Raw genomic sequence first — 22427 nt, 5'->3', positions numbered from 1 at the left:
TGCCTGCACCGGGGACCATTTGTATGACATTTTGGAAATTATGTCTTACGGCGTGTCGTAGAACAAGCAACGCGCTTGAGCGAACTCCTCCGGGGTGTCGAGATCAGCCGTGACCGACGGCGGGGCGGGCACCCTCGCAAGGTCGAGGCCGGCGAAGAACCGGCGCACCGACGTGTCCCGCGCACCACCCGCCGCGTCGAGGGCCCGGCGCAGTGCCGCCAGCCGGTAGCGCCCGGCGAGGAACTGGGGCCAGCCCTCGTCGTCGACCAGGACCACACCGTCGGGCCCGGGCTCCGCAGCCGCGAGCAGGTCGACGACGGCCCGGGGGTTGGCGAGGTCCCCGGCGAGGATGACCACCCAGTCCGAATCGCCACCGGAAGCGATGCGCGCAGGGATGTCGAGCGAGGCGGCCGCGGCGACGATGCCCGCGACCGGCCCACCGAACGGCGGGTCCTCCAGCACGAACTCCACGTCGAGCCCTGGCCGCTCGTGCCCGGCCACGACGACGCGGCCCGCGACGCGCGCGGCGGCCGCGCAGGTGCGGTCCAGCAGGGTGGCGCCGCCGAGCCTCAGCGCGAGCTTGTCCGTGCCCATCCGGGCCGAGCGGCCCCCGCCCAGCACGATGGCGGCGAGCACGGCCTATCCCCCGGCGAACGGCGGCAGCACGTCGAGCGACCTGACCTCGGACAGGTCGGAGCTGCGGTCGTTGATGCGGGTGCCGTCCGCCAGCAGGGCGCTGACCTCCAGCACCTTCGCCAGGCGCTCGTTGCCCTCGGCGAGCTGCTCCACGACCTGCGCGGCCGTCAGCCCCGCCGCGTCGATGTTTCGGCTGTCGGCGCCTGCCGCCTCGGCAGCGCCGGCGAAGAACCGGACCTCCACTGGCTCATCTCCTCATGTGTGTCAGCCGCCGATGGCGCTCATCGTGCGGTCTGGCTGGACGAAATCGACGTCGTCGATGCCGTGCGCCCGTGGCTTGGCGCGGTGGGCGCCGGTCCAGGCGGCAACCAGGTCCTCGTCGGAGCCGCCGCCGCGCAGGATGGCGCGCAGGTCGGTCTCGGTGCGGGAGAACAGGCAGGTGCGCACCTGGCCGTCCGAGGTGACGCGGGTGCGGTCACAGTCGCCGCAGAAGGGGTGCGTCACCGACGCGATGACGCCGACGCGGCCGCCGGGCTGGGTGGCGTCCGCCGCCACCCGCCACAGCTGGGCGGGCGCCGCGCCGCGGGGCTCCTCCGCCGCGCTGAGCGAGAACCTCTCCTGGAGCGCACCCAGGATCTCCTCCGCCGTGACCATCGCCTCGCGGTCCCACTCGCCCTTCGGCCCGAGCGGCATCTGCTCGATGAAGCGCAGTTCGTAGCCCCGCTCGAGGCAGAACTGGGCGAGCGGCACGATGTCGGGCTCATTGACGCCGCGCATGATGACCGCGTTGACCTTGACGGGCAACAGGCCCGCGCGGTGCGCGGCCTCTATGCCCTTGAGCACGTCCGGCAGCCGGTCGCGGCGCGCGAGGCGGGCGTAGCGCTCCCTGTCCAGGGAGTCGAGCGAGATGTTGACGCGATCGAGCCCCGCCGCAGCCAGGGCGTCGACCCGCTTGTCGAGGCCCAGGCCGTTGGTCGTCAGCGCCAGCTCGGGCCGCGGCGTCAGCGACGCGGCGGCGGCGACGATGCGCTCGAGCCCGGGGCGCAGCAGCGGTTCCCCGCCCGTGAAGCGGATGCGGGTCACGCCCAGCCGTTCCACCGCCACCTTGATGACGCGCGCCATCTCGTCGTCGGTGAGCGTCTGCTCGACGGGCTGCCACTGGAGGCCCTCCGCCGGCATGCAGTAGGTGCAGCGGAGGTTGCAACGGTCCGTGAGCGACACGCGGAGATCGCGTGCCGTGCGTCCGTACCCGTCAACCAGCATGCTGCGAATGGTACCCGGCATTTCACCAGACCCCTCGTGTTAATCCTCCACAAGGCTGTGTTTAAATGGCGTGATGCATGGTCTTGGCCCAACCCGCTCCCGGGTACTGTCTCTCCTGCAGTCGACCAGCGGCCCCCTCACGGTGGGCGCGGTGGCCAACCAGCTGGACCTGCACAAGAACTCGGCCCGCTTCCACCTCGACGCCCTGGTCGAGGCCGGCTTCGCCGAACGTGCCACCCAGTCCAGCGGCCGCACGGGCCGCCCCCCACTGCTGTACTCCGCCACCAGCGAGTCCCCCACCATCGGCAACCAGCACCTGCTCGAGCTCGCCAACGTGCTGCTGGGCGAGTTCGTCGCGCCGGAATCCGACGGCACGGAACGCGCCCGGCACGCCGGCCGCACGTGGGGCGCGAAGTCCCGCGAGCCGGAGCAACTCGACCTCGAAGGGCTGAAGACCCACTTGGGGCAGCGCGGCTTCGGCGTGGCGCAGACCAGCGACGGGCTGGCGTTCACGCGCTGCCCGTTCCGGGACGTCATCGACGCCGAGCAGCTCCCGCTGGTCTGCTCCGTCCACCAGGGCCTGCTCGACGGCATCACCGAGGGCTCAAGGTTCACCGTCGGCCGCCTCGAGGTGGGCCCCAGGGTGTGCCGGGCGACGCTCACCGTCGACGCGCAGTGACCTTCTTCGCCTTCCCGGGCGAGAGCAGCACGGACACCAGGCCGCCGATGATCGACAGGTTCTTGAAGAACTGGATCTTGTTCATGGACCGGGCCTGACCGGCCTCCATCTCCCAGAACGGGTGACCTGCCAGCGTGGTGGGCACCAGCGATGCGATGAGCGTGGCGGCCGAGAGGCGCGGGAAGATGCCCAGCGCCACCGTCGCCCCCGCCCCCACCATGGTGGCCCCGTTGAGCTTGACGACCGTGTCGGCCTCCGCCTCCGCCAGGTTCACGTTGAGCTTCTTGGCGGCGTTGATGACGGTGGCGCTGCGCGGCCCGGGGGCCTGGACGGCGCCGAGGCCGCCACTGATGAAGATCGAGCTGAGTAGGGACCGGGCGACGAAGCCTGCCATGGGACGTCCTCCTGTGACTGGTGGGTGATGGGTGCCACCTTACGCCCGGTCCCGGACAGTCAGCCCTTCACGCCGCCCGCCGTCAGGCCGGAGACGATGTACTTCTGCAGGTACATGAACAGCAGGATGATCGGGATGGCCGCGATCACCGCGCCCGCCGCGAAGAGGCCCCACGGCGCGTTGCGCTCGTCCGATCCCCACACGTACAGGCCGACGGCCAGCGTGTAGTTCTCGGGCCGGGCGAGGATGACCTTGGCCAGGATGAACTCGCCGTAGGAGCCGACGAAGCTCAGCAGGCCCACCACCGCGAGGATCGGCGTCACCAGCCGCATGATGATGCCCCAGAAGATCTGCGCGTGCGTGGCGCCGTCGATGCGGGCGGCCTCGTCGATGTCCATGGGGATGGTGTTGAAGAAGCCGTACATCAGGAAGGTGTTGGCGCCCAGCGCGCCGCCCAGGTAGACGGCGATCAGCTGCAGGTGTGATCCGATGCCGAGCGCCGGGAAGATCTCACCCAGCGTCAGCGCCAGCAGGAAGATGGCGATGAACGCCAACATCTGCGGGAACATCTGGATGATCAGCAGCGCGGTGAGCCCGCCGCGGCGGCCCTTGAACCGGAAGCGGCTGAACGCGTACGCGGCCGCGGCGCCCATCAGCACGGTGCCCACGGCGGTGACCGAACTGACGTAGAACGAGTTGATCATCCACTTCGTGAAGTCGGTGGTGAACAGGCGCTCGTAGTGCACGCTGCTGATGGCGCGGAAGAGCCTGTTCGACCCGGTCAGCGTGCCGCCGGGGTTGAGCGAGGCAGAGAGCACGTACAGGATCGGCAGCACGCAGTAGACGATCACCACGACTGCGAAGACGTGCTTCCAGCCCACCTGTGCCCACCAGCGCCCGCCGCGGAGGCGGGTGTCGTTGTCGCCGTTGGCTAGCTTCCTGGCCATCACATGATCTCCTCGAGCTTGCGGGTCTGGCGGAAGCCCAACCACGAGATGAGGCCGACCACCACGAAGATGAGGATCGACATCGCGCTGGCGAGGCCGAACATCCGGTTGCCACCCTCGAACGCGATGGCGTAGACCATCGAGATGAGGATGTCGGTCTCGCCGATGGGCCACGGTGCGCCCGGATAGTTCGGGCCGCCGCCGGTCAACATGAAGATCAGCGAGAAGTTGTTGAAGTTGAACGCGAAGCTGGCGATCAGCAACGGCGCCACGGAGACCAGCAACAGCGGCAGCGTGATGGACCAGAAGCGGCGCCACGGGCCGGCCCCGTCCATGACGCCCGCCTCGGTCAGCTCGCCGGGGATCGACTGGAGCGCGCCGGTGGCCACCAGGAACATGTAGGGGAAGCCCAACCACAGGTTCACGCCGAGGATGGCCAGCTTGGCGAGCAGGCCGTCGGTCAGCCAGGGCACCGACCAGCCACCGAGCAGCACCTCGTTGATGAAGCCGAACTCGCTGTTGAGCATGCCCCGCCACACCAGCGCTGCGAGGAAGCCGGGGAAGGCGTACGGGAGGATGAACAGGGCGCGGTAGAGCGTGCGGCCCTTGACCCGCGGGTCGTTGAACACCACTGCCAGCAGCAGGCCCAGCGCGAACGTGCTGAGCACCGACAGGATCGAGAACGCGAAGGTCCACCCCAGCGCCTTGAAGAACGGGCCGGCCAGCCTCCCGTCGGTGAACATGGTGGTGAAGTTCTCGAAGCCGACCGTGACGCGCCAGCCCGGCGTCAACGCCTGGCCGTCCTCGGCGACGAACAGGCCTCGCGACTCGTCGGCGGCGTAGACCTTGCCCTCGGGGTCGGTGAAGGTGTCGGTGGCCTCGTCGTAGGACAGCAGCGACTTCGCGACGTAGGCCATGGCGGCGTTGTCCGTGCGCAACCAGCCGTCGTCGGGGTTGTCGGTGACGGAGACCCGGAGGTCGAGCACCTCGCGCTGGCGCTGCTGGATCTCGGCGAGGCTGAGCACCTGGGCGCCGGGCACCTCGGTGACCTTGTCGCCGTCGACGGTGGCGTCGGCCATCTCTTCGAGCGGGGTGTCGGTGTCGCCGACCTTGGCCACGCCGTCCTGCACGACCGCGAACGCCACCTCGCCCTCGCGGTCCAGCACCGTGACGGGATAGGTCTGCGTCCCCTCGACGCGCCGGTCCGCCGTCTTCATGATCTGCGTGATCGCGGGGGCCTTGGCGTCGTTGTGGCCGTCGCCGTAGTTGGTGAACGCCACGAACGCGGTGTTGGCCATGACGTAGATCTGGAACACGATCAGGAACAGCAGGCCCGGGACGAGGTACTTCGCCGGCACGGCACGCTTCGAGAAGTACACGTAGTCGACGACGACGAGGGCCAGGATGAGGAAGATGAGGACTCCCCATTCCTGCTGGCCGTAGCTGGCCAGGATGCCGTAGAGGCCAAGCGCGTTGACCAGCATCATCAGGACGAGTTTCACGTAGAAACCCGGGCGCGAGATGTCGCGCGCATGGGAGAGCCGCGGCGAGGGGTCGGTCGAACTGCTCACAGTTGTGTTCCTTCGCTTCGTTGCGGGATGGACAGGACTCTAGGGGCTGCGCGGGGCGTGGGGGTGGAAAGGGGCCGCACCGCGCTGCGGTGCGGCCCCCGGTCCAGGTCGTCGGTCGTCGATCAGCCCTCGGTGGAGCTGAAGGCTTCCTTGATGTTGGCGTTCATGGCGTTCCAGGCGTCGGCCGGGGCGGCCTGGCCGTTGATGATGCTGACCTCGGCGCCGCCCCAGAACTGCCACACGGCACCCATCTCGGGGATGGCGGGCATGGGCTGGCCGTCCTTGCCTGCCTCACCGAAGCCGGCGAGGATCTCGTCGGAGACGGCGTCGGCGGACTCGGTCAGGGCCGGCAGGCGACCGCCGGTCTCGAACAGCTTGTCCTGGGCCTCCTTGGTGGCCATGTAGTCGATGAACTGGCCGGCGAGGATGGCGTTCTCGGACTGCGAGGAGAGGAACACGCCCTGCACGCCGACGAACGGGGCGGAGGGCTGGCCGCCCGCCGACGGAACCGGGAGGACCGAGATGTCCATGTCGGCGGCGGTGAACTCGGTGGTCCACCAGGGGCCGGTGATCATGTACGGGGTCTTGCCGTCCAGGAAGGCCTGCTTGGCCTGGTCGCCACCCATGGCGACGGAGACGACGCCCTCGTCGGCGAGCTTCTTGAGGTACTCGGCGAAGGCGAGGCCCTCGGGGCCCTCCATGCCCAGCTCGGCGGTGTAGTCGCCGTTGGCGTCGGTCTTGAAGACCGAGGCGCCGAACGAGGTCTGGATCGGGTAGAGGTGGTAGGCGTCGCCGTCGGGGCCCTGCTGGATGACGATCGGGAACTCGGCGCCCTCGGCGGCCTTGCCCTGGGCGATCAGCTCGTCGAACGTGGCCGGGGTGTCCTGCACCATGGCGTTGTTGCGCACGAGGGCGATGTTCTCGACGGCGTACGGCACGCCGTAGGCCTGGCCACCGTTGGTGAACGCGCGGAGCGAGACCTCGGAGAAGGCGTCGGCCTTGTCGCCGAGCTCGACCGGGGAGATGACGCCGTTCTTGACGAGGTCGCCGGTCCAGTCATGCGCGCCGACGATGAGGTCGGGGCCCTGGCCGGTGGGGGCCTGGGCGATGAAGTCGGTCTTGATGTCCTGCGAGGGCTTCTGGACGACGTCGAGCGTCACGCCGGTCGACGACTGGAACGCCTCGCCGAGGGCCTTGAAGCCGTCGATGCGGGTCTCGTCGACCCAGATGGTCAGGGTGCCGGTGGCCTCGGCGGGCGTCGACTCCGTCGACTCCTCCGCAGTGGGCGAGGTCTCGGCTGCCGTCGTGGTCTCATCGGTGGTCGGCTCGGTGGTGGTGCCCGTGTCGCCGGCATCGCCGCCACAGGCGACGAGCGTGAGCGAAAGCCCGGCCGCAGCAACGGCGAGGAGGTGCTTGCGCATGTGGTTTCTCCTTGGGTTTCTGGTGGGGCCGCGTCGGTGCTGACCCGCTTGGACACGATCGTAACGGTTTTTGCAAAGCTTGCAAGTCCCTTGCATAACACTTCCGTAACGAAGGGATTCACGGCCGGCGGCGCGCGAGCCGTCAGACATCCGACGACGGTGTTAACGCTCACCATCGACATTTCGGAAGTTGTGCGGGAGTTTCTGCAAAGCGCTTGCAAGCCATTGCAATATGTTGCAGGATGGCCCGTACTTGATCAGTTGCAGCGCACAGGTCTTTTCAACGGAGAGGAGGCAACGTGATCCCCCAGGGCGCCAAACTCGCCGACCTCGCACTAGCCGCGGGAGTCTCCACCGCCACCGTCTCCCGGGTGCTCAACGGCAAGCCGGGCGTGGCCGAGTCGACCCGGCAGACGGTGCTGGGCGCCATCGAGGCGCTCGGCTACAACGTCGAGGACCAGACCGGCGGCTCCGACGAGGGGTTCATCGCCGTCATGGTGCCCGAGCTGGGCAACCCCGGGTTCGCCGCCTTCGCCGCAGAGCTCTCGCTGCAGCTGTCCGCCTCGGGACGGCACATGATCCTGTGCACCGCGGGCCCCGGCGCGACGAGCGAGGTCGCCTACCTCGACGCGCTGCTGGGCGTGGAGATCGCAGGCATCCTCTCGGTCTCCGGCACCCTCGCCGACAAGCTGGTGGCGCACGACCACTACCAGCGGCTCATCGCCGCCGGCGTGCCCGCGGTGTTCATCAACGCCCACGACCCCGCGATCGACGGGTCGTTCTTCTCCACCTCCGACGCCGAGTCGGTGGCCATGTCGCTGGCGCACCTGCGCCAGTTCGGCCACGAGAAGATCGGGCTCGCCGTCGGCCAGCAGCGCTACCAGCCCGCGCAGCGCAAGATCGACGCGTTCCTGGCGCAGGGCATGTCCCGGGGCAGCATCGTGTCGACCATCTTCAGCGTCGAGGGTGGCCAGTCGGCAGCGGCCCGGCTCCTCGACGCCGGCCACACCGCCATCGTCTGCGGCTCCGACCTCATGGCGCTGGGCGTCATCCGCGAGGCCCACGCGCGTGGCCTCGACGTCCCGGGGGATGTCTCGGTCGTCGGCTACGATGACTCGGCAGTGATGGCTTTCACGTCTCCCGGGCTGACCACGGTCCGACAGCCGGTGGCCGCTCTCTGCCAGGCCGCCGTCGGTGCGCTGTTGAGCGCGATCCGGGGCCTACCCACTGATCCCACGGAGATGTTCTTCCATCCCGATCTCATCATTCGTCAATCCACAGGACCACACCATGGCAGCTGAATGGTGGCGTGACGCCGTCATCTACCAGATCTATCCCCGCTCGTTCGCAGACTCCACCGGTGACGGCTACGGAGACCTGCCGGGCATCATCGAGAGGCTCCCGTACCTGCGGGAACTGGGCGTCGACGCCGTGTGGCTGTCGCCGTTCTACACCTCCCCGATGTCCGACGGCGGCTACGACGTGGCCGACTACTTCAGCGTGGACCCACTCTTCGGCGACATCACCGACGCCGAGCGGCTCATCACCCGGGCCCACGAGCTCGACATCCGGGTGCTGGTGGACCTCGTGCCCAACCACACCTCCGACGAGCACAAGTGGTTCCGTCAGGCCCTCGCCAGCGAGCCCGGCTCGGTGGAGCGGGCGCGCTACCACTTCGTCGACGGCCTGGGCGAGCACGGCGAGCTGCCGCCCAACAACTGGAAGTCGGTCTTCGGCGGCCCGGCGTGGACCCGCGTCGACGACTCCGCCGGCAACGGCGAGCGCAGCCAGTGGTACCTCCACCTGTTCGACGTGAAGCAGCCAGACCTCAACTGGAGCAACAACGAGGTCCGCGAGGGCTTCGACGAGATCCTGCGGTTCTGGCTGGACAAGGGCGTCGACGGGTTCCGCGTCGACGTCGCGCACGCGCTGGTCAAGGAGGAGGGCCTGCCGGACTGGGACGAGGAGCAGGCCATGCTCGACGACCTCTCCGGCCCCATGTGGGACCAGGACGGCGTGCACGACATCTACCGCCGGTGGCGCAGCATCCTCGACGAGTACGACGGCGACCGCAGCCTCGTCGCCGAGGCCTGGGTCTCCGACCCGGAGCGCCTCGCGCTGTACCTGCGCCCGGACGAGATGCACACCGCGTTCAACTTCCAGTTCCTCGACAGCCGGTGGGACGCCGAGGAGTACCGCACCAAGATCTCCCGCACGCTGGCCGCCGACGGCGCCGTCGGTGCCCCCACCACCTGGGTGCTCAACAACCACGACGTGGTGCGCAGCGTCAGCCGCTTCGGCCTGTCTGACCCCGGCTCGAGCCACGAGGGCCTCGGCTCCGAGGACGAGCAGCCGGACAACGTGGTGGGCCTGCGCCGGGCCCGTGCCGCGGCGCTGCTGATGCTCGGCCTGCCAGGTTCCGCCTACCTGTACCAGGGCGAGGAACTGGGGCTGCCGGAGCACACCACGCTGCCCGACGAACTGCGTCAGGACCCCACGTGGTTCCGCTCGGAGTTCACCCGCGTCGGCCGCGACGGCTGCCGCATCCCGATGCCGTGGTCGGCCGGCGAGCCGGCGCTCGGCTTCTCCCCGAACGGTGCGCGGTGGCTGCCGCAGCCGGCCGAGTACGCGGACCTCGCCGTCGACCAGCAGGTCGGCGTCGAGGGGTCGACGTGGGAGCTGTACCACGATGCCCTGCGCCTCCGGGGCGAACTCGGCCTGGGGGCCGGCTCGCTCGACTGGGTGCAGGCCGGCGAGCACGTCGTCGCCTTCGACAACGGGCGGGTCCGCGTGATGACCAACGTGCTCGGCACCCCCGTGCCGCTGCCCGAGGGCTACTCGGTGGCCCTGTCCAGCACCGAGCTCGACGGCGGCACGCTGCCCACCGACGCCTCAGTCTGGCTGGTCGCGGAGTGACGCCCTAGACCAACTACAGTTCCGCGACCGCCGCTGACCGTGCGTCAGTGGCGGTCGCCGCCGTGAGGGCCGCCTCAGCGGCGCGCCGGCAGCGCTCGGTGGTGATCTTCGACAACTGCACGCCGACGGCGGGCACCGCCGCGGCCGCCATCGACAGGCTGGTGATGCCCATGCCCACCAGCACGCAGGCCATGGCCGGGTCGGCTGCGGCCTCGCCGCAGACCCCGACGGGCTTGCCGAGCTTCAGCCCCGCGTCGGCCGTCATCTTGACCAGTCGCAACAGTCCCGGTTGCCACGGCGTGGTGAGGTGGGCCAGGTCCGGCGCCAGCCGGTCGGCGGCCATCACGTACTGCGTGAGGTCGTTGGTGCCGATCGAGACGAAGTCGACCACCTTGAGGAACTCCTCCGCCAGGAGGGCGACGGCGGGCACCTCGACCATGACGCCCGCGAACAGGTCCCTCGCGCGGCACTCCTCGGCGAAGCGCGCGGCCTCGTCCACCGTCGAGATCATCGGGGCCATGACCCATGGCCGGGGGTCGCGGCCCATGGCGGCCATGGCGATCGCGTCCAGCTGCCGCCGGATGAGTCCGGGCCGGGTGATCGCCAGCCGCTGGCCACGGATGCCGAGCGCGGGGTTGGGTTCGTCCGCGAGCGACGCGAACGGCACCGGCTTGTCGGTGCCCGCGTCGAGCGTGCGGACCACGACCTTGCGGCCCGGGAACGCGTCGAGGACCTCGGCGTAGGTGTCGGCCTGGTGGTCGATGGTGGGCTCGGTCAACGAGTTCAGGAAGCCCAGTTCCGTGCGGTACAGGCCCACGCCCTCGACCGGCCCCACAGCAGCAGCGCGGGCGGCCGCACCGTCGGCGACATTGGCCAGCAACTGCACCGCCTTCCCGTCGGCCGTGACGCCCGGCCCTGCCCACCCGTCGATGGCGGCCCGACGGCGGGCGTCGGCCTGCACCAGCGCGTCGGCGTCGACCTCCGACAACCTCCTGGTGAGGGTGCCGGCGGCCCCGTCGAGCAGGACGACGTCACCGTCGCCGATCGTCTGGAGGTCCGGCACGCCCACCACGCAGGGCAGCCCGCGCTGGCGGGCGATGATCGCGGTGTGGCTGGTGGGGCCGCCGAGCTTGGTGGCGATCGCGATGATCAGGTCGAGGTCGAGGTCCGCGGTGTCCGCGGGAGAGAGGTCGTCGGCCAGGAGGATCGACGGCTGCTCGGGCATCGGCACGCCGGGCTCGGGTTCGCCGGAGAGCCGGGAGACCACGCGGTCGCGGATGTCGCCGAGGTCGGAGACCCGCTCCGCCATCACGCCACCCAGGCGGCGGAACGTGGCAGCGATCGACTCGATGGCGTTGATGGCGGCGGTGGCCGCCGGCACGCCGTCGGCGATCGCCTTCAGCGCGGGCCGCACCCAGCCGCGGTCGCTCGCCAGTTGGGCGGTGGCCATCAGCACCTTGGCGGCCGCCCCCTTGGCGCGGCGGGCCCGCTCCTCGTACCCGGCGGCCACGGTCTGCACCGCCTGCATGAACTCCTCGGCCTCGGCCTCGCGGTGGTCGGAGGGGAGGGCGTAGAGGGGCGTGGGGGGTGCCAGATGCGGCCGCTTCCACACCACCGGCGCCTTCACGACCCCGGCAACGACTCCAGTGCCGCGAACGACATCGGTCATGGCGTCCCCCTATCTTCGTCGACGGGAGTCAATGTACTTCCACTTTCGGGTGCTCGCTATGCTTGGGGCCGAGTCCGCGCAAAGTCGCGCTTGGGCCAGGAAAGGAGCCGCTCGTGCCGAGCAAGACCGTGACCGTCGGGTCGGCGGTGGGACTGCATGCCCGTCCCGCCGCCCTGATCGCCGCCGCCGCCGGGGAGTACGACGACGACATCACGCTCTCCATGGATGGGGAGTCGGTCGATGCAGCCTCGTCGCTGCTGATCATGACGCTGGGCGCCGAGAAGGGCCACGAGGTGACCGTCACCTCGGACAACGAGAGCGCGGTCGACGAGATCGCGGGCATGATCGAGCAGGACCTCGACGAGTAGCTAGACGTCGAACCAGCCGTCGCCGGCCGTCTCCAGCGCAGCATGCGTCGTGTTGACGACCTCCCGACCGACGGCGGCGTACTTCTCGTAGGCGCGGGCCAGGTAGGTCTTCACCGAGCTCAGTGAGATCGGCGGGTCGAACTGCCTGCCGATGGCCTTGACGGGCACGCCCTCCCCCGCCAGCCGCAGGCAGTGCAGCTCCTGGGGCGACAGGCTGGGCACGCTCTCGGCCTCCTGCAGCAAGGTCGCCGCCATGACGCTGCTCTGCGACCAGCCGCCGTCGGCCACGTCGCGGATGGCCTGCACCAGCGCGGCGACGGGGTCGGACTTGAGCACCAGGCCCCGCGCGCCCGCCTGCATGGCCAGCATGACGGGCACCCGCCGATGCTCGGCCGTGAACGCGATGCTCCAGATGCCCTTGGCGGCGAGCGCCTCGATGGTCTCGTGGCCGCAGATGCGCCCGTTGAGGAACAGGTCCACCACGGCGACGGACGGCCGCAGGCCGTCGACCTCGGCGAGCAGCCGGTCGGGGTCCGTGAACGAACCCACCATCTCCAGCTCGCCGTGCGCGAGCTGCGACAGCTCCCCCAGCGAACGCAGGATGAAATCGTGGTCGTCGAGCGCGACCACTCGGATGGGCGGATGGTGTGTCACGGCAGCGCTCCTCTGCTGGTCCTGAACTGGGTGAAGTCCTCGTCGTCGACGCTGAGCCAGCGCTGCAGCTGGGGGGCCACCGCGATGGCGGGGGTGGCGGTGACGGTGGCACCGCGGTCGTCGGCCGAGACCAGGAGTTGGGCCTCGGGTTCCGCTGGCGCGCCGAGCGTGCCGAGCAGCGCCGCCAGGTCGTCGGACACCGGGGTGGTGTCGCCCACCAGCAGCCGGGCGTCCCACCCCAGGCCGCGGAGCCGGTCCAACTCCGCCGCCAGGCCGAGAGGTCCGGGCCACAGCCGCAGTTCGTCGCGCATCCGGGCGCCCAGCCGGGATGCGAGCTCACGCGTCTCCGGCGTGAACGGGTCGCGGGCGCCGCTGGCGACCTCGCCCAGGAACGGCCCCGTGAGCTTCTCCGCCCTGGCGAGCCAGCCGTGCCAGACGCCGTCGCGCACCAGGGCGGCCTGCCTGCGCAGTTCCGCCGCCGCCGCGAGGCGACGCGTGACGTGGAGGTGCCGCGACACCGTCTGGGCAGCGTAGGTGACCACCAGGGTGACGACGGTGTAGAGCAGCACCGCGAGGATGCCGCCGAAGTGTGACCCGATGGTCGACTGCCACCCCAACGTCAGCCAGCTCGTCGTGACGGCGCCGACGAGCACCATGCCCGCGAGCGGCACCGCCACCCGCACCGGCTGCCCGGGCAGGCTGATGATGAGCAGCGCGGAGACCAGCGAGGGCGCCCAGAGGTCCCAGTCGGTGCTCGGGCCGCCCTGCACCGCCGAGTAGTTGACGACGAAGGTGAGCATGCCGACGGCGCAGAGGACGGCGGCCTGCCAGGGGTCCAGCCCCTCGCGGCGCATCCGCAGCGAGCCGACGCCGATCAGTGCGGCCACGATGATCGCCATCGCCAGCGGGAAGGCCGCGCCCGGCCATTCGAGCGTGAGGATGTGCAGCACGCTGGCCACGACCAGGGGCCACGGCATCCACGAGATCAGCCGGCGCGCCCTGGCCCCCAGGCCACCGGGCTGCGGCGGCGGCGCGGGCCACAGCAACTCCACCGTCGTGCCCTCCGAGCCGGAACGCACCACCGCCTCGCCACCGACGGCGGCCATGCGCTGCACGACGGAGCCCTCCAGGCCCAGCGAGCCGCGGCTGCGGGCGGCGGCCACGTCGAAGCCCGGCCCGTCGTCGCTGATGGTGACCTTGACGCTGCCGCCCCGCTGCACGAGCTGCACCTCGGGCACCGAGGAGGCGTGCTTGATCGCGTTGCGGACGGCCTCGCGCGTGGCGGCGACGACGGCCTGGGCCACCGAGCGGGGCACGATCAGCACCTCGGGATCGCAGGTGATGACCTGCCGCCTGGGCTTGAGCGAGCGGTGCAGCAGCTGGCAGACGTCGACGGGATGGTCCTCGCCCAGCGGCTCCGGCATCTGGGCCAGCCGGGAGCGGGCCTCCTCGCACGAGGCGCGGATCTCCTCGGCGCTGGCCGTGCTCCAGCTGGCGCCCATCCGCTGCAGCGCGTGCAGCAGGGAGTCGTGCATCTCGCGACGCAGCCCGGCGAGTGCCTCCGAGCGGGCGGCGGACTCGCCGGCCTGCTCCTCCTGCTCCACGCGCTGCTGGCGGCTGGCGAGGTACTCCTCGGTGATGGCGATCGTCACCAACCGGGCGACGACCAGCACGCCGAGCCCGCTCAGGGTGTACGCCAGGCTGCGAACCTGGGGGCCCCATTCGACCTCCTGCAGCGCGACGACGGTCAGCAGCCCGACGACGAACGTGCCCAGCAGCACCGCCAACTGCCGGCGGTTCCCGCGCAGCACGATGGCATAGGTCAACAACGTGCCGTACCAGGCGTCGGTGCGCCAGTGCCCGGCGCCTCCCGGGTCCTCGATCAGCTGGCCGACGACGATGACCACCGTGCCGACGACGGTGAGGCCGATGACCACCCAGGGCGAGCTTGCGGAACCACAGGCAGTCGACGGCCACCAGGACGTGCGCGGTGCCCAGGACGCCCAGCGCGATCAGGAGGTACGTGGGGTCCTCCGGGACGATGCCGCCGACGAGCTTGGGGATGCCCAGGATGGCGATGGCCGCCACGGCGATCTCGATGGGCCGCTCGATCGTGGCCTGGCCGGAACGCGGCCAAGGCCGCAGGACTTCCCGCGGCCTATGACGCCCACCCCATGTGTCTCTGGGCGCTGTTGTCTCCAGTGCCACAGGGTCACCCTAATGGCTGTGTGAGGGTGGTGGCCCTGGTCTCCCCCAAACGGCCAGGGACACCACCCTCGAAGAGTGGACCCCCCAGATGCGCCCGACTCTGCCCTTACTCCACCATCGATGCCCGGATCGGTACAGTCGTCCGTTCGGATGACAGCGCGAGAGGCTAGGGTGGGGCTCCCGGCAACGACGCTAGGAGACACCCGTGGCACTACCTGAACCCCTTGCCAGCAGGCTCAGGCTGCCCGTGGTGGCGGCACCGCTGTTCCTGGTGTCGGGGCCGGACCTCGTGATCGCCGCCTGCCGTGCCGGGGTCTTGGGCGCGTTTCCCGCCCTCAACCAGCGCAGCTCCGAGGGGCTGCGCGAGTGGCTCCACCGGATCGACGGCGAACTCACCGACTCCGACGCCCCCTACGCCGTCAACCTCATCGTGCACGCCAGCAACACGCGGCTGCACGCCGACCTCGACACCCTCGTCGAGCACCGCGTGCCGGTGGTCATCACCTCGCTGGGCGCCGTGCCGGACGTGGTCGAGGCGGTGCACTCCTACGGCGGGCTCGTGCTGCACGACGTGACGACCTTGCGGCACGCCCGCAAGGCCGCGGCCGCGGGCGTCGACGGGCTGATCCTGGTGGCGGCCGGGGCGGGCGGACACGCCGGCACCACCAACCCGTTCGCCCTGATGGCCTCGGTGCGCCCCTGGTTCGGGGGCGTCATCGCGCTGGCCGGTGGCATCACCAGCGGTGCTGACGTGCTGGCGGCGCGCGTGCTGGGCGCGGACCTCGCCTACATGGGCACCCGCTTCGTCGCGACGGCCGAATCGCTGGCCTCCGACGCCTACCGCGAGCAGATCGTCGCCGCTGGCGCCGCCGACATCGTCTACACGCCCGAGGTCAGTTCCATCCCGGCCAACTTCCTGGCGGCCAGCCTCGCCGCCGCCGGCGCAGCGTCACGCGACGAGTACACCGCGTGGCGCGACATCTGGTCCGCCGGGCACGGCGTCGCCGGGATCCACGACGTGCCCGCCGTCGGGGAACTCGTGGACCGGCTCGAGGCGGAGTACCACGAGGCGATGGCGCGGCTGGCTCAGGCCTGATCGCGGCGGTCCGCCGCGTCCAACTGCTCCTCCATCTGGGCGATGAGCTCCGGCGTCATCGCGGGCAGGCGCCCCGTGTCGAACAGCCCGCCGGACAGGTCTGCGGGGTCGAGCGCGTCGTCGATCTCCTGCTCTGTGAGCTTGCCCTCGGCGAGCACCAGATCCCGGATCGAGCGGCCGCTGCGCAGTGCCTCCTTGGCGATCTGGCTGGCGTGCAGGTAGCCCAGCCTCGGCATCAGCGCCGTCACCACCCCCACCGATGTCGACACCTGCTGTTCGAGGCGGTCGCCGTTGACGGTGATGCCGTCGACGCAGTTGATGCGCAGCGTGCGCACCGAGCGCCTCAGCCACGTCGAGTTCTGCAGCAGCACGTGGGCGATCACCGGCTCGAACGCGTTGAGCTGCAGCTGCCCGGCCTCCGCTGCGAAGGAGACGGTGAGGTCGGCACCCGCGATGACGAACGCCACCTGGTTGACCGCCTCCGGGATCACCGGGTTGACCTTGCCCGGCATGATCGAACTGCCCGCCTGCACGGCGGGGAGGTTGAGCTCCCCCAGGCCGGCCTGCGGGCCCGAACTCAGCAGGCGCAGGTCGTTGCAGATCTTGCTGAGCTTCATCGCGGCACGCTTCATCACCGACGACGCGGAGATGAACACGCCGGTGTCGCTGGTGGCCTCGATGAGGTCCGGCCCGTTGTGCAGGTCGGGGTGACCGGTGATGACCCGCAGGTGCCGGATGACGGAGCGCGCGTAGCCCTCCGGCGCCGTGATGCCGGTGCCGATGGCCGTGGCCCCCAGGTTCATCTCCTGCAGCAGGGGCAGCACGTCCTCGATGCGGTCGATGTCCTCGCCCAACGTGGTGGAGAAGCCCCGGAACTCCTGGCCCACCGTCATGGGCACGGCGTCCTGCAACTGGGTGCGGCCCACCTTCAGCACGTCCTTGAACTCGCGGCCCTTGGCCGCGAACGAGTTGCGCAGCAGCCGCATCTCCTGCGTCAGGCGGCCCATGGCGTAGACCAGGCTCAGCTTGACCGCCGTCGGGTAGGTGTCGTTGGTCGACTGCGACCTGTTCACGTGGTCGTTGGGCGAGATGTAGTCGTAGTCACCCAGCGGCCGGCCTGCGAGTTCGAGCGCGCGGTTGGCGATCACCTCGTTGAAGTTCATGTTGGTCGACGTCCCGGCCCCGCCCTGGATGACGCCGACGATGAACTGGTCGTGCAGTTCGCCGTCGATGATGTCCTGCGCGGCCCTGTCGATGAGGTCGGCCCGCTCCCGGTCGAGTACGCCGATGTCGCGGTTCGCGCGGGCCGCAGCCTGCTTGACCTGGGCGAACGCGACGATGAGGTCCGGGTACACGTTGATCTGGCGGCGGCTGATGTAGAAGTTCTCCACCGCCCGGGCAGTGTTGATGCCCCAGTAGACGTCGTCGGGGATCTCCCGCTCGCCCAATGAATCGCGCTCGATGCGGACCACGGCCCCTCCCTCACTGGAAAGCAACACTGTCACGCTACCCGACATGGTTGGCTGGGGGGCATGGAACTGATCGCCTGGGTGATCCTGCGCGACGGCGGGGGCCGAGTCCTGCTCGCCCGCCGCTGCGGAACTGCGCTGGCCGACGGGTTGTGGAACCTCCCGGGCGGGCACATCGAGGACGGTGAGCCCGCCGTCGTGGGGGCGGTGCGGGAGGCCGAGGAGGAGGTGGGCGCCGGGCTCGCCGTCGCCAACCTCGCCCACGTCGGCCTGCAACGCTGGGCGGGGGGCTTCAACTTCTTCTTCGAGTCGACGGCGTGGCAGGGCAGCCTGGCGCCGGGCGAGGCCACGTCGGAGCTGGCCTGGTTCGCGCTGGACGCGCTACCCGACGACTGCCTGCCCTGGCTCCCGGCTGCGCTGCACGCGCACCTCGTCGAGGGCCGCTTCTACGTCGAGACGCTGGGGTGACCGGCCGACAGGTTCTGCAGCAACAGCGTCTCGGCCAGCGCCGCCTTGGCGAAGTCGCCCAGGTCGAGTGACTCGTCGATGCCGTGCATGCGCGACGTCGGGTCCACCACCGCCGTGACGAGCACGAGCGCGCCGTCGTTGCGGCCCGCGAACTCGCCCACGATCGGGATCGAGCCGCCGATGCCCGTCTCCACCGGTGCCACGCCGAAGGCCTCCGTGATGGCGGCGACGGCGGCCTGGGCGCGCTCGTCGTCCAGCGTGGTGCGGCTGCCCGCTCCCCCACGCTCCGACTGGATGTCGATGTGCGCGCCCCACGGCGTGTGCCTGGCGAGGTGCTCGCGCAGCGCCCGCTCGGCCGCGACGGGGTCGTCGCCCGGGGCCAGCCGCACGCTGACCTTGGCGCGGGCCGAGGGGATGAGGGTGTTGGACGCGTCCTTGACCGGGGTCGCGTCGATGGCCAGCACCGAGCAGGCCGGCTTGGTCCACATGCGGGCCGACGCCTTGCCCTCGCCGATCCAGCGCACGCCGTCGAGGATGCCCGCCTCGGCGCGCAGCTGCGCGTCGTCGTCGTAGTCGACGGCGGGCTCGGGGTCGACGGCGAGCCCCTCGATCGCGACGTTGCCCTCGTCGTCGTGCAGGGTCGCCAGCACGCGGCACAGCGTGGTCAGCGCGTCGGGCGCGAGGCCGCCCCACTGGCCGGAGTGCACGCCCGACTCCAGCGTCGAGACGGTGACCACGGCGTCGATGAGGCCGCGCAGGGTGGTGGTGAGCGCCGGCTGGCCGACCGTCCAGTTCATCGAATCGGCGATGACGAAGACGTCGGCCGCGAGCTCCTCGGGGAACCGGTCGAGCAGCTGCTTCATCGACGGGGAGCCGATCTCCTCCTCGCCCTCGACGAAGACCTTCACGCCCACCGGCGGCCTGCCGTCGAAGGCGCGCAGGGCGGCGAGGTGGACGGCGAAGCCCGCCTTGTCGTCGGCGGAGCCGCGGGCATAGAGGCGGCCGTTGCGCTCGGTGGCGCTGAAGGCGGGGGTGGTCCAGGCGTCCGGGTCGCCGATGGGCTGCACGTCGTAGTGGGCGTACAGCAGGACCGTGGGCTGGCCCTCCGGCGCGGGGAAGTGGCCGTACACCGCGGGCTTGCCGCCGGCCTCGAGGAACTGGACGTCGGGGCAGCCGGCGCCGCGCAGCAACTCGGCGACTGCCTCCGCGGCGGTGAGCACGTCGTCGTCGTGCTCGGGCAGCGACGAGATCGACGGGATCGCGATCAGGCGCTCCAGGTCTGTGAGGACGGACGGCAGGACGTGGTTGACGCGGTCGTGCAGGCTCATGCGCCCAGCCTACTCCTTCCCGTTGACCGAAGAAGTATTCTGTTTCCATGAAACAACGGCCACCGGCGATCGCCCCGCTCCTGCGCACCGACCTGCAGGGCGAACTGCTCGCCGCCGTCTTCCTGCATCCCGACCGCGAGCACACGCTGACGGAGCTGGCCGGGCTGCTCGACGCCGGCCTGAGCACCGTGCACGCCGAGGTCGAGCGGCTGGCCACGGCTGGGCTCCTCCTGGAGCGGCGCATCGGGCGGGCTCGGCTGGTGCGGTGCAACCCCGCCCATCCGCTGACGCCCTCGCTGACCGAACTGCTCACGCTCACCTACGGGCCTCCCGCGGTGCTGCCCGAGCTGTTGTCGAGGCTCAAGGGGCTGGAGGCCGCCTACCTCTACGGCTCGTGGGCGGCGCGGCGCCTCGGCGAGCCGGGACCCTTCCCGGAGGACGTGGACGTGCTGGTGATCGGCGCCGTGACCCGGCGGGCGGCCGCCAAGGTGCAGGCGGAGGCGACGGCGGTGCTGCGCCGGGAGGTCAACCTCACCGTGCTCCCGCGGGACGAGTGGGACGATCCCACCACCGGCTTCACCCGGACCGTCCGCGACGGCGCGCTGGTCCCGCTCCCCCTGTCGCAGTAGCGCGTTAGGGTGGCGCCATGGCGCGACAGGAACTCGCAGACCTCATCAAGGACCGCCGCATCGAGACCGTGGTGCGCGACCCCGCGCAGGTCGCCCTGCTGCGGGAACAGTCCAAGGCACACCTGGCCAGTTCGCGGATGATCGGCCACACCGACGTCGCCGGTGCGTTCTCGCTGGCCTACGACTCCATCCGCAAGGAACTCACCGCGCTGCTGCTCGACCACGGCTTCCGCGCGAAATCAGCCGGCTCGCACGCCGCGACGGGGCTTGCCGCTGCCCGGTTGCTCAAGGGCTTCGACACGCAGACCTTCGAATGGCTGCGGCTGGTGCGCAACGCCACGGAGTACGGCTCGGACAAGCGCCCGGGCGCCACGCTGCAGGACGTGGAGGACGCCTGGGAGTTCGCCGCGGAACTACGGGAACTGATGGACCAGGTCACGCCATCGCAGCAGGGATCGGCGAGAGCCACACCTGCTTCGCCTCGTCCGCAGGAACGGTGAACTGCCCGACGAACTCGAGCTCGTCACCCTCGGTCACCTCGCCCAACCGCTGCACCGGCACGCCGTGCTCGGCGCACAGCGCCTCGAACTCCGGCAGCGCACCGCCCGGCAGCGACACGATGGCGCGTGCCGCCGACTCGGCGAACAGCTCGACGGTGGGGTCACCCTCCGGCAGCGTCACGGCGAAGCCGGTGCCGCCCTTGAACGCCGACTCGGCCAGCGCCACGGCGAGGCCGCCCTCGCTCAGGTCGTGCGCCGACGACAGCAGACCGCGCCGTGCCGCCTCGCCCATGACCTTGGCCAGCGCCAGCTCGGCGCCGAGCTTGACCACCGGCGGCAGGCCACCGAGGTGGCCGTCGTGCACGGCGGCCTCCCAGATGGAGCCGGACAGTTCCTCGGCCGTCTCGCCCAGCAGCAGGATCGAGTCGCCCGCGTGGGCGAAGGAGGCGCGGATGCGGGTGGCCACGTCGTCGATCACGCCGAGCACCCCGACGGTGGGAGTGGGCAGGATCGGCGCCTCGGCGGTCTGGTTGTACAGCGACACGTTGCCGCCGGTGACGGGGATGCCCAGGTCGCGGCATGCGTCGACCAGGCCGAGGATGGCCTCGGCGAACGTCCACATGACCTCCGGGTCCTCCGGCGAGCCGAAGTTCAGGCAGTCGGTGATGGCCACGGGCTCCGCACCGGTGACGGCGACGTTGCGGTAGGCCTCCGCCAGCGAGTGCTGGGCGCCCAGGTAGGGGTTGAGGTAGGTGAAGCGCGAATTGGCGTCGAGCGCGAGCGCGACGCCCAGCCCGGTCTCCTCGTCGATGCGCAGCATGCCGGAGTTCTCCGGCTGCGCCAGCACCGTGCTGCCGCGCACGTAGCGGTCGTACTGCTGGGTGACCCAGGACTTGTCCGCCACGTTGCCGTGCGCGAGCACCTTCAACAGCGCGGCGCGCAGGCCCTCGGCGCTGTTGTCGCGCGGGAGGTCCTCTGCCCGGTCGGCCTGCACGTCGTCGAGCCATTCGGGGCGGTGGTACGGGCGCTCGTAGACGGGGCCCTCGTGCGCGACCGTCTTGGGGTCGACGTCGACGATGGTCTCGCCGTTCCACTCGATCAGCAGCCTGTCGCCCTCGATGACCTCGCCCACCACGGTGGCCTGGACGTCCCACTTGCGGCAGATCTCCATGAACCGCTCGACGTTGCGGGGCTCGACCACGGCCATCATGCGCTCCTGCGACTCGCTCATGAGGATCTCCTCCGGGGCGAGGTTCGGGTCGCGCAGCGGCACCAGGTTGAGGTTGACGAACATGCCGCCGTCGCCGGCCGAGGCCAGTTCGGACGTGGCGCAGGAGATGCCGGCGGCGCCGAAGTCCTGGATGCCGTTGATGATGCCGGCCTGGAACAGCTCCAGCGTGCACTCGATCAGCAGCTTCTCCATGAAGGGGTCGCCCACCTGAACGCTGGGGCGCTTGGCCGGGCCGTCCTCGTCGAAGGTCTCGGAGGCCAGGATCGACGCCCCACCGATGCCGTCGCCGCCGGTGGCCGCACCGAACAGGATGACCTGGTTGCCCACGCCCGAGGCATGGGCCAGGTGCAGGTCCTCGTGGCGCAGCACGCCGACGCACAGTGCGTTGACCAGCGGGTTGCCGAGGTAGGACTTGTCGAACTGCACCTCGCCGCCGATGTTGGGCAGGCCCAGGCAGTTGCCGTAGCCGCCGACGCCCGAGACGACGCCGGGGAGGACGCGGCGGGTGTCGTCCTCGTCGAGGGGGCCGAAGCGCAGCGAGTCCATCACGCCGATGGGGCGCGCGCCCATGGCGAGGATGTCGCGGACGATGCCGCCGACGCCGGTCGCGGCGCCCTGGTACGGCTCGACGTAGGACGGGTGGTTGTGTGACTCAGCCTTGAACGTGACGGCGTAGCCCTGGCCGATGTCGACGACGCCGGCGTTCTCGCCGATGCCGGCCAGCAGCGGCCCGCGGGGGGTCTCCTGCGACAGGCTGCCGAACTTCTTCAGGTGCACCTTGGAGGACTTGTACGAGCAGTGCTCGGACCACATCACCGAGTACATCGCGAGCTCCGCCGACGTGGGGCGGCGGCCCAGGATGTCGCGGATCATCTGGTACTCGTCGTCCTTGACGCCGAGCGCGGCGTACGGCTGCTCGACGTCAGGGGTCTGGAAGGCAATCTCAACGGTGTCTACCACAGGGTCAATCTACCGTGCCT

21 protein-coding genes are annotated in these 22427 nt (G+C 70.4%); 8 read left to right on the top strand and 13 right to left on the bottom strand.

The window, feature by feature from the left end; translation table 11 throughout:
* Positions 1–45: 45 nt before the first annotated feature.
* From mobA to moaA, 3 genes are read right to left on the bottom strand one after another with little or no spacing between them, the layout of a single operon-like run.
* Positions 46–636 (bottom strand): molybdenum cofactor guanylyltransferase, encoded by a 591-nt coding sequence (mobA, locus tag ABEA30_RS02925; protein ID WP_345578716.1) that lies wholly within the window; start codon positions 634–636, stop codon positions 46–48.
* 3 nt (positions 637–639) lie between these two features.
* Positions 640–879, bottom strand: coding sequence for a MoaD/ThiS family protein (locus ABEA30_RS02920; RefSeq protein ID WP_345578713.1), 240 nt, complete (start codon positions 877–879; stop codon positions 640–642).
* A gap of 21 nt (positions 880–900) precedes the next feature.
* Positions 901–1899, bottom strand: coding sequence for a GTP 3',8-cyclase MoaA (gene moaA / locus ABEA30_RS02915; RefSeq protein WP_345578711.1), 999 nt, complete (start codon positions 1897–1899; stop codon positions 901–903).
* A gap of 73 nt (positions 1900–1972) precedes the next feature.
* Between moaA and ABEA30_RS02910 the strand changes: the two genes are divergently transcribed.
* Complete coding sequence (locus tag ABEA30_RS02910; protein WP_345578709.1) at positions 1973–2578, top strand: helix-turn-helix transcriptional regulator; 606 nt, start codon at positions 1973–1975, stop codon at positions 2576–2578.
* Here ABEA30_RS02910 and ABEA30_RS02905 read toward each other — a convergent pair.
* From ABEA30_RS02905 to ABEA30_RS02890, 4 genes are all read right to left on the bottom strand, one after another.
* Entirely contained in the window at positions 2559–2972 is a 414-nt protein-coding gene (locus tag ABEA30_RS02905; RefSeq protein ID WP_345578706.1) for a DoxX family protein, read from the bottom strand. The genes ABEA30_RS02910 and ABEA30_RS02905 overlap by 20 nt on opposite strands.
* A gap of 59 nt (positions 2973–3031) precedes the next feature.
* Positions 3032–3919 (bottom strand): sugar ABC transporter permease, encoded by an 888-nt coding sequence (locus ABEA30_RS02900; protein ID WP_345578704.1) that lies wholly within the window; start codon positions 3917–3919, stop codon positions 3032–3034.
* A complete protein-coding gene (locus tag ABEA30_RS02895; protein ID WP_345578701.1) occupies positions 3919–5490 on the bottom strand; it encodes an ABC transporter permease subunit in 1572 nt (523 codons plus the stop codon). The genes ABEA30_RS02900 and ABEA30_RS02895 overlap by 1 nt, the downstream gene beginning before the upstream one ends.
* A 122-nt stretch (positions 5491–5612) precedes the next feature.
* Positions 5613–6911: a sugar ABC transporter substrate-binding protein gene (locus tag ABEA30_RS02890; protein ID WP_345578698.1), complete on the bottom strand. Its 1299-nt coding sequence runs from the start codon at positions 6909–6911 to the stop codon at positions 5613–5615.
* A 299-nt stretch (positions 6912–7210) separates the two neighbouring features.
* On the opposite strand from ABEA30_RS02890, the gene ABEA30_RS02885 reads away from it, so the two are divergent.
* Together ABEA30_RS02885 and ABEA30_RS02880 are read left to right on the top strand one after the other, a co-directional pair.
* Positions 7211–8212 carry a LacI family DNA-binding transcriptional regulator gene (locus tag ABEA30_RS02885; RefSeq protein ID WP_345578695.1) on the top strand — a complete coding sequence of 334 codons (1002 nt, stop codon included), beginning with the start codon at positions 7211–7213 and terminating at the stop codon, positions 8210–8212.
* Positions 8202–9827, top strand: coding sequence for a glycoside hydrolase family 13 protein (locus ABEA30_RS02880; protein WP_345578692.1), 1626 nt, complete (start codon positions 8202–8204; stop codon positions 9825–9827). Before ABEA30_RS02885 ends, ABEA30_RS02880 begins: the two co-directional genes overlap by 11 nt.
* A gap of 13 nt (positions 9828–9840) precedes the next feature.
* On the opposite strand, the gene ABEA30_RS02875 is transcribed toward ABEA30_RS02880, so the two are convergent.
* Positions 9841–11496, bottom strand: coding sequence for a phosphoenolpyruvate--protein phosphotransferase (locus ABEA30_RS02875; protein WP_345578689.1), 1656 nt, complete (start codon positions 11494–11496; stop codon positions 9841–9843).
* A 113-nt stretch (positions 11497–11609) separates the two neighbouring features.
* Here ABEA30_RS02875 and ABEA30_RS02870 point away from each other — a divergent pair, with 113 nt between their 5' ends.
* Positions 11610–11864 carry an HPr family phosphocarrier protein gene (locus ABEA30_RS02870; protein WP_345578686.1) on the top strand — a complete coding sequence of 85 codons (255 nt, stop codon included), beginning with the start codon at positions 11610–11612 and terminating at the stop codon, positions 11862–11864.
* Here ABEA30_RS02870 and ABEA30_RS02865 read toward each other — a convergent pair whose 3' ends face one another.
* Positions 11865–12518, bottom strand: a complete 654-nt coding sequence (locus tag ABEA30_RS02865; protein WP_345578683.1) for a response regulator transcription factor — start codon at positions 12516–12518, stop codon at positions 11865–11867.
* Positions 12515–14455, bottom strand: a complete 1941-nt coding sequence (locus tag ABEA30_RS02860; protein ID WP_345578680.1) for a sensor histidine kinase — start codon at positions 14453–14455, stop codon at positions 12515–12517. The genes ABEA30_RS02865 and ABEA30_RS02860 overlap by 4 nt, the downstream gene beginning before the upstream one ends.
* A gap of 476 nt (positions 14456–14931) precedes the next feature.
* On the opposite strand from ABEA30_RS02860, the gene ABEA30_RS02855 reads away from it, so the two are divergent.
* Positions 14932–15822, top strand: a complete 891-nt coding sequence (locus ABEA30_RS02855; protein WP_345578677.1) for an NAD(P)H-dependent flavin oxidoreductase — start codon at positions 14932–14934, stop codon at positions 15820–15822.
* Here ABEA30_RS02855 and ABEA30_RS02850 read toward each other — a convergent pair.
* The gene (locus ABEA30_RS02850) at positions 15813–17294 is read right to left on the bottom strand and encodes an aspartate ammonia-lyase (protein ID WP_345578675.1); all 1482 of its coding nucleotides are present in this window, start codon (positions 17292–17294) and stop codon (positions 15813–15815) included. The genes ABEA30_RS02855 and ABEA30_RS02850 overlap by 10 nt on opposite strands.
* A gap of 60 nt (positions 17295–17354) precedes the next feature.
* Between ABEA30_RS02850 and ABEA30_RS02845 the strand changes: the two genes are divergently transcribed.
* Positions 17355–17759 (top strand): NUDIX domain-containing protein, encoded by a 405-nt coding sequence (locus ABEA30_RS02845; protein WP_345578672.1) that lies wholly within the window; start codon positions 17355–17357, stop codon positions 17757–17759.
* Here ABEA30_RS02845 and ABEA30_RS02840 read toward each other — a convergent pair.
* A complete protein-coding gene (locus ABEA30_RS02840) occupies positions 17738–19087 on the bottom strand; it encodes a dipeptidase (protein WP_345578669.1) in 1350 nt (449 codons plus the stop codon). The genes ABEA30_RS02845 and ABEA30_RS02840 overlap by 22 nt on opposite strands.
* Before the next feature lie 47 nt (positions 19088–19134).
* On the opposite strand from ABEA30_RS02840, the gene ABEA30_RS02835 reads away from it, so the two are divergent.
* Entirely contained in the window at positions 19135–19716 is a 582-nt protein-coding gene (locus tag ABEA30_RS02835; RefSeq protein ID WP_345578666.1) for an ArsR family transcriptional regulator, read from the top strand.
* Between the two features lie 17 nt (positions 19717–19733).
* A complete protein-coding gene (locus ABEA30_RS02830; protein ID WP_345578663.1) occupies positions 19734–20216 on the top strand; it encodes a hypothetical protein in 483 nt (160 codons plus the stop codon).
* Here ABEA30_RS02830 and purL read toward each other — a convergent pair.
* The gene (gene purL, locus ABEA30_RS02825; RefSeq protein ID WP_345578660.1) at positions 20152–22407 is read right to left on the bottom strand and encodes a phosphoribosylformylglycinamidine synthase subunit PurL; all 2256 of its coding nucleotides are present in this window, start codon (positions 22405–22407) and stop codon (positions 20152–20154) included. The two genes, ABEA30_RS02830 and purL, sit on opposite strands and share 65 nt — an antisense overlap.
* Between the last annotated feature and the right edge of the window lie 20 nt (positions 22408–22427).

This window comes from Tessaracoccus lubricantis (assembly GCF_039544535.1).
Lineage (GTDB): Bacteria > Actinomycetota > Actinomycetes > Propionibacteriales > Propionibacteriaceae > Arachnia > Arachnia lubricantis.
This window is presented reverse-complemented; position numbering and strand designations above follow the sequence as displayed.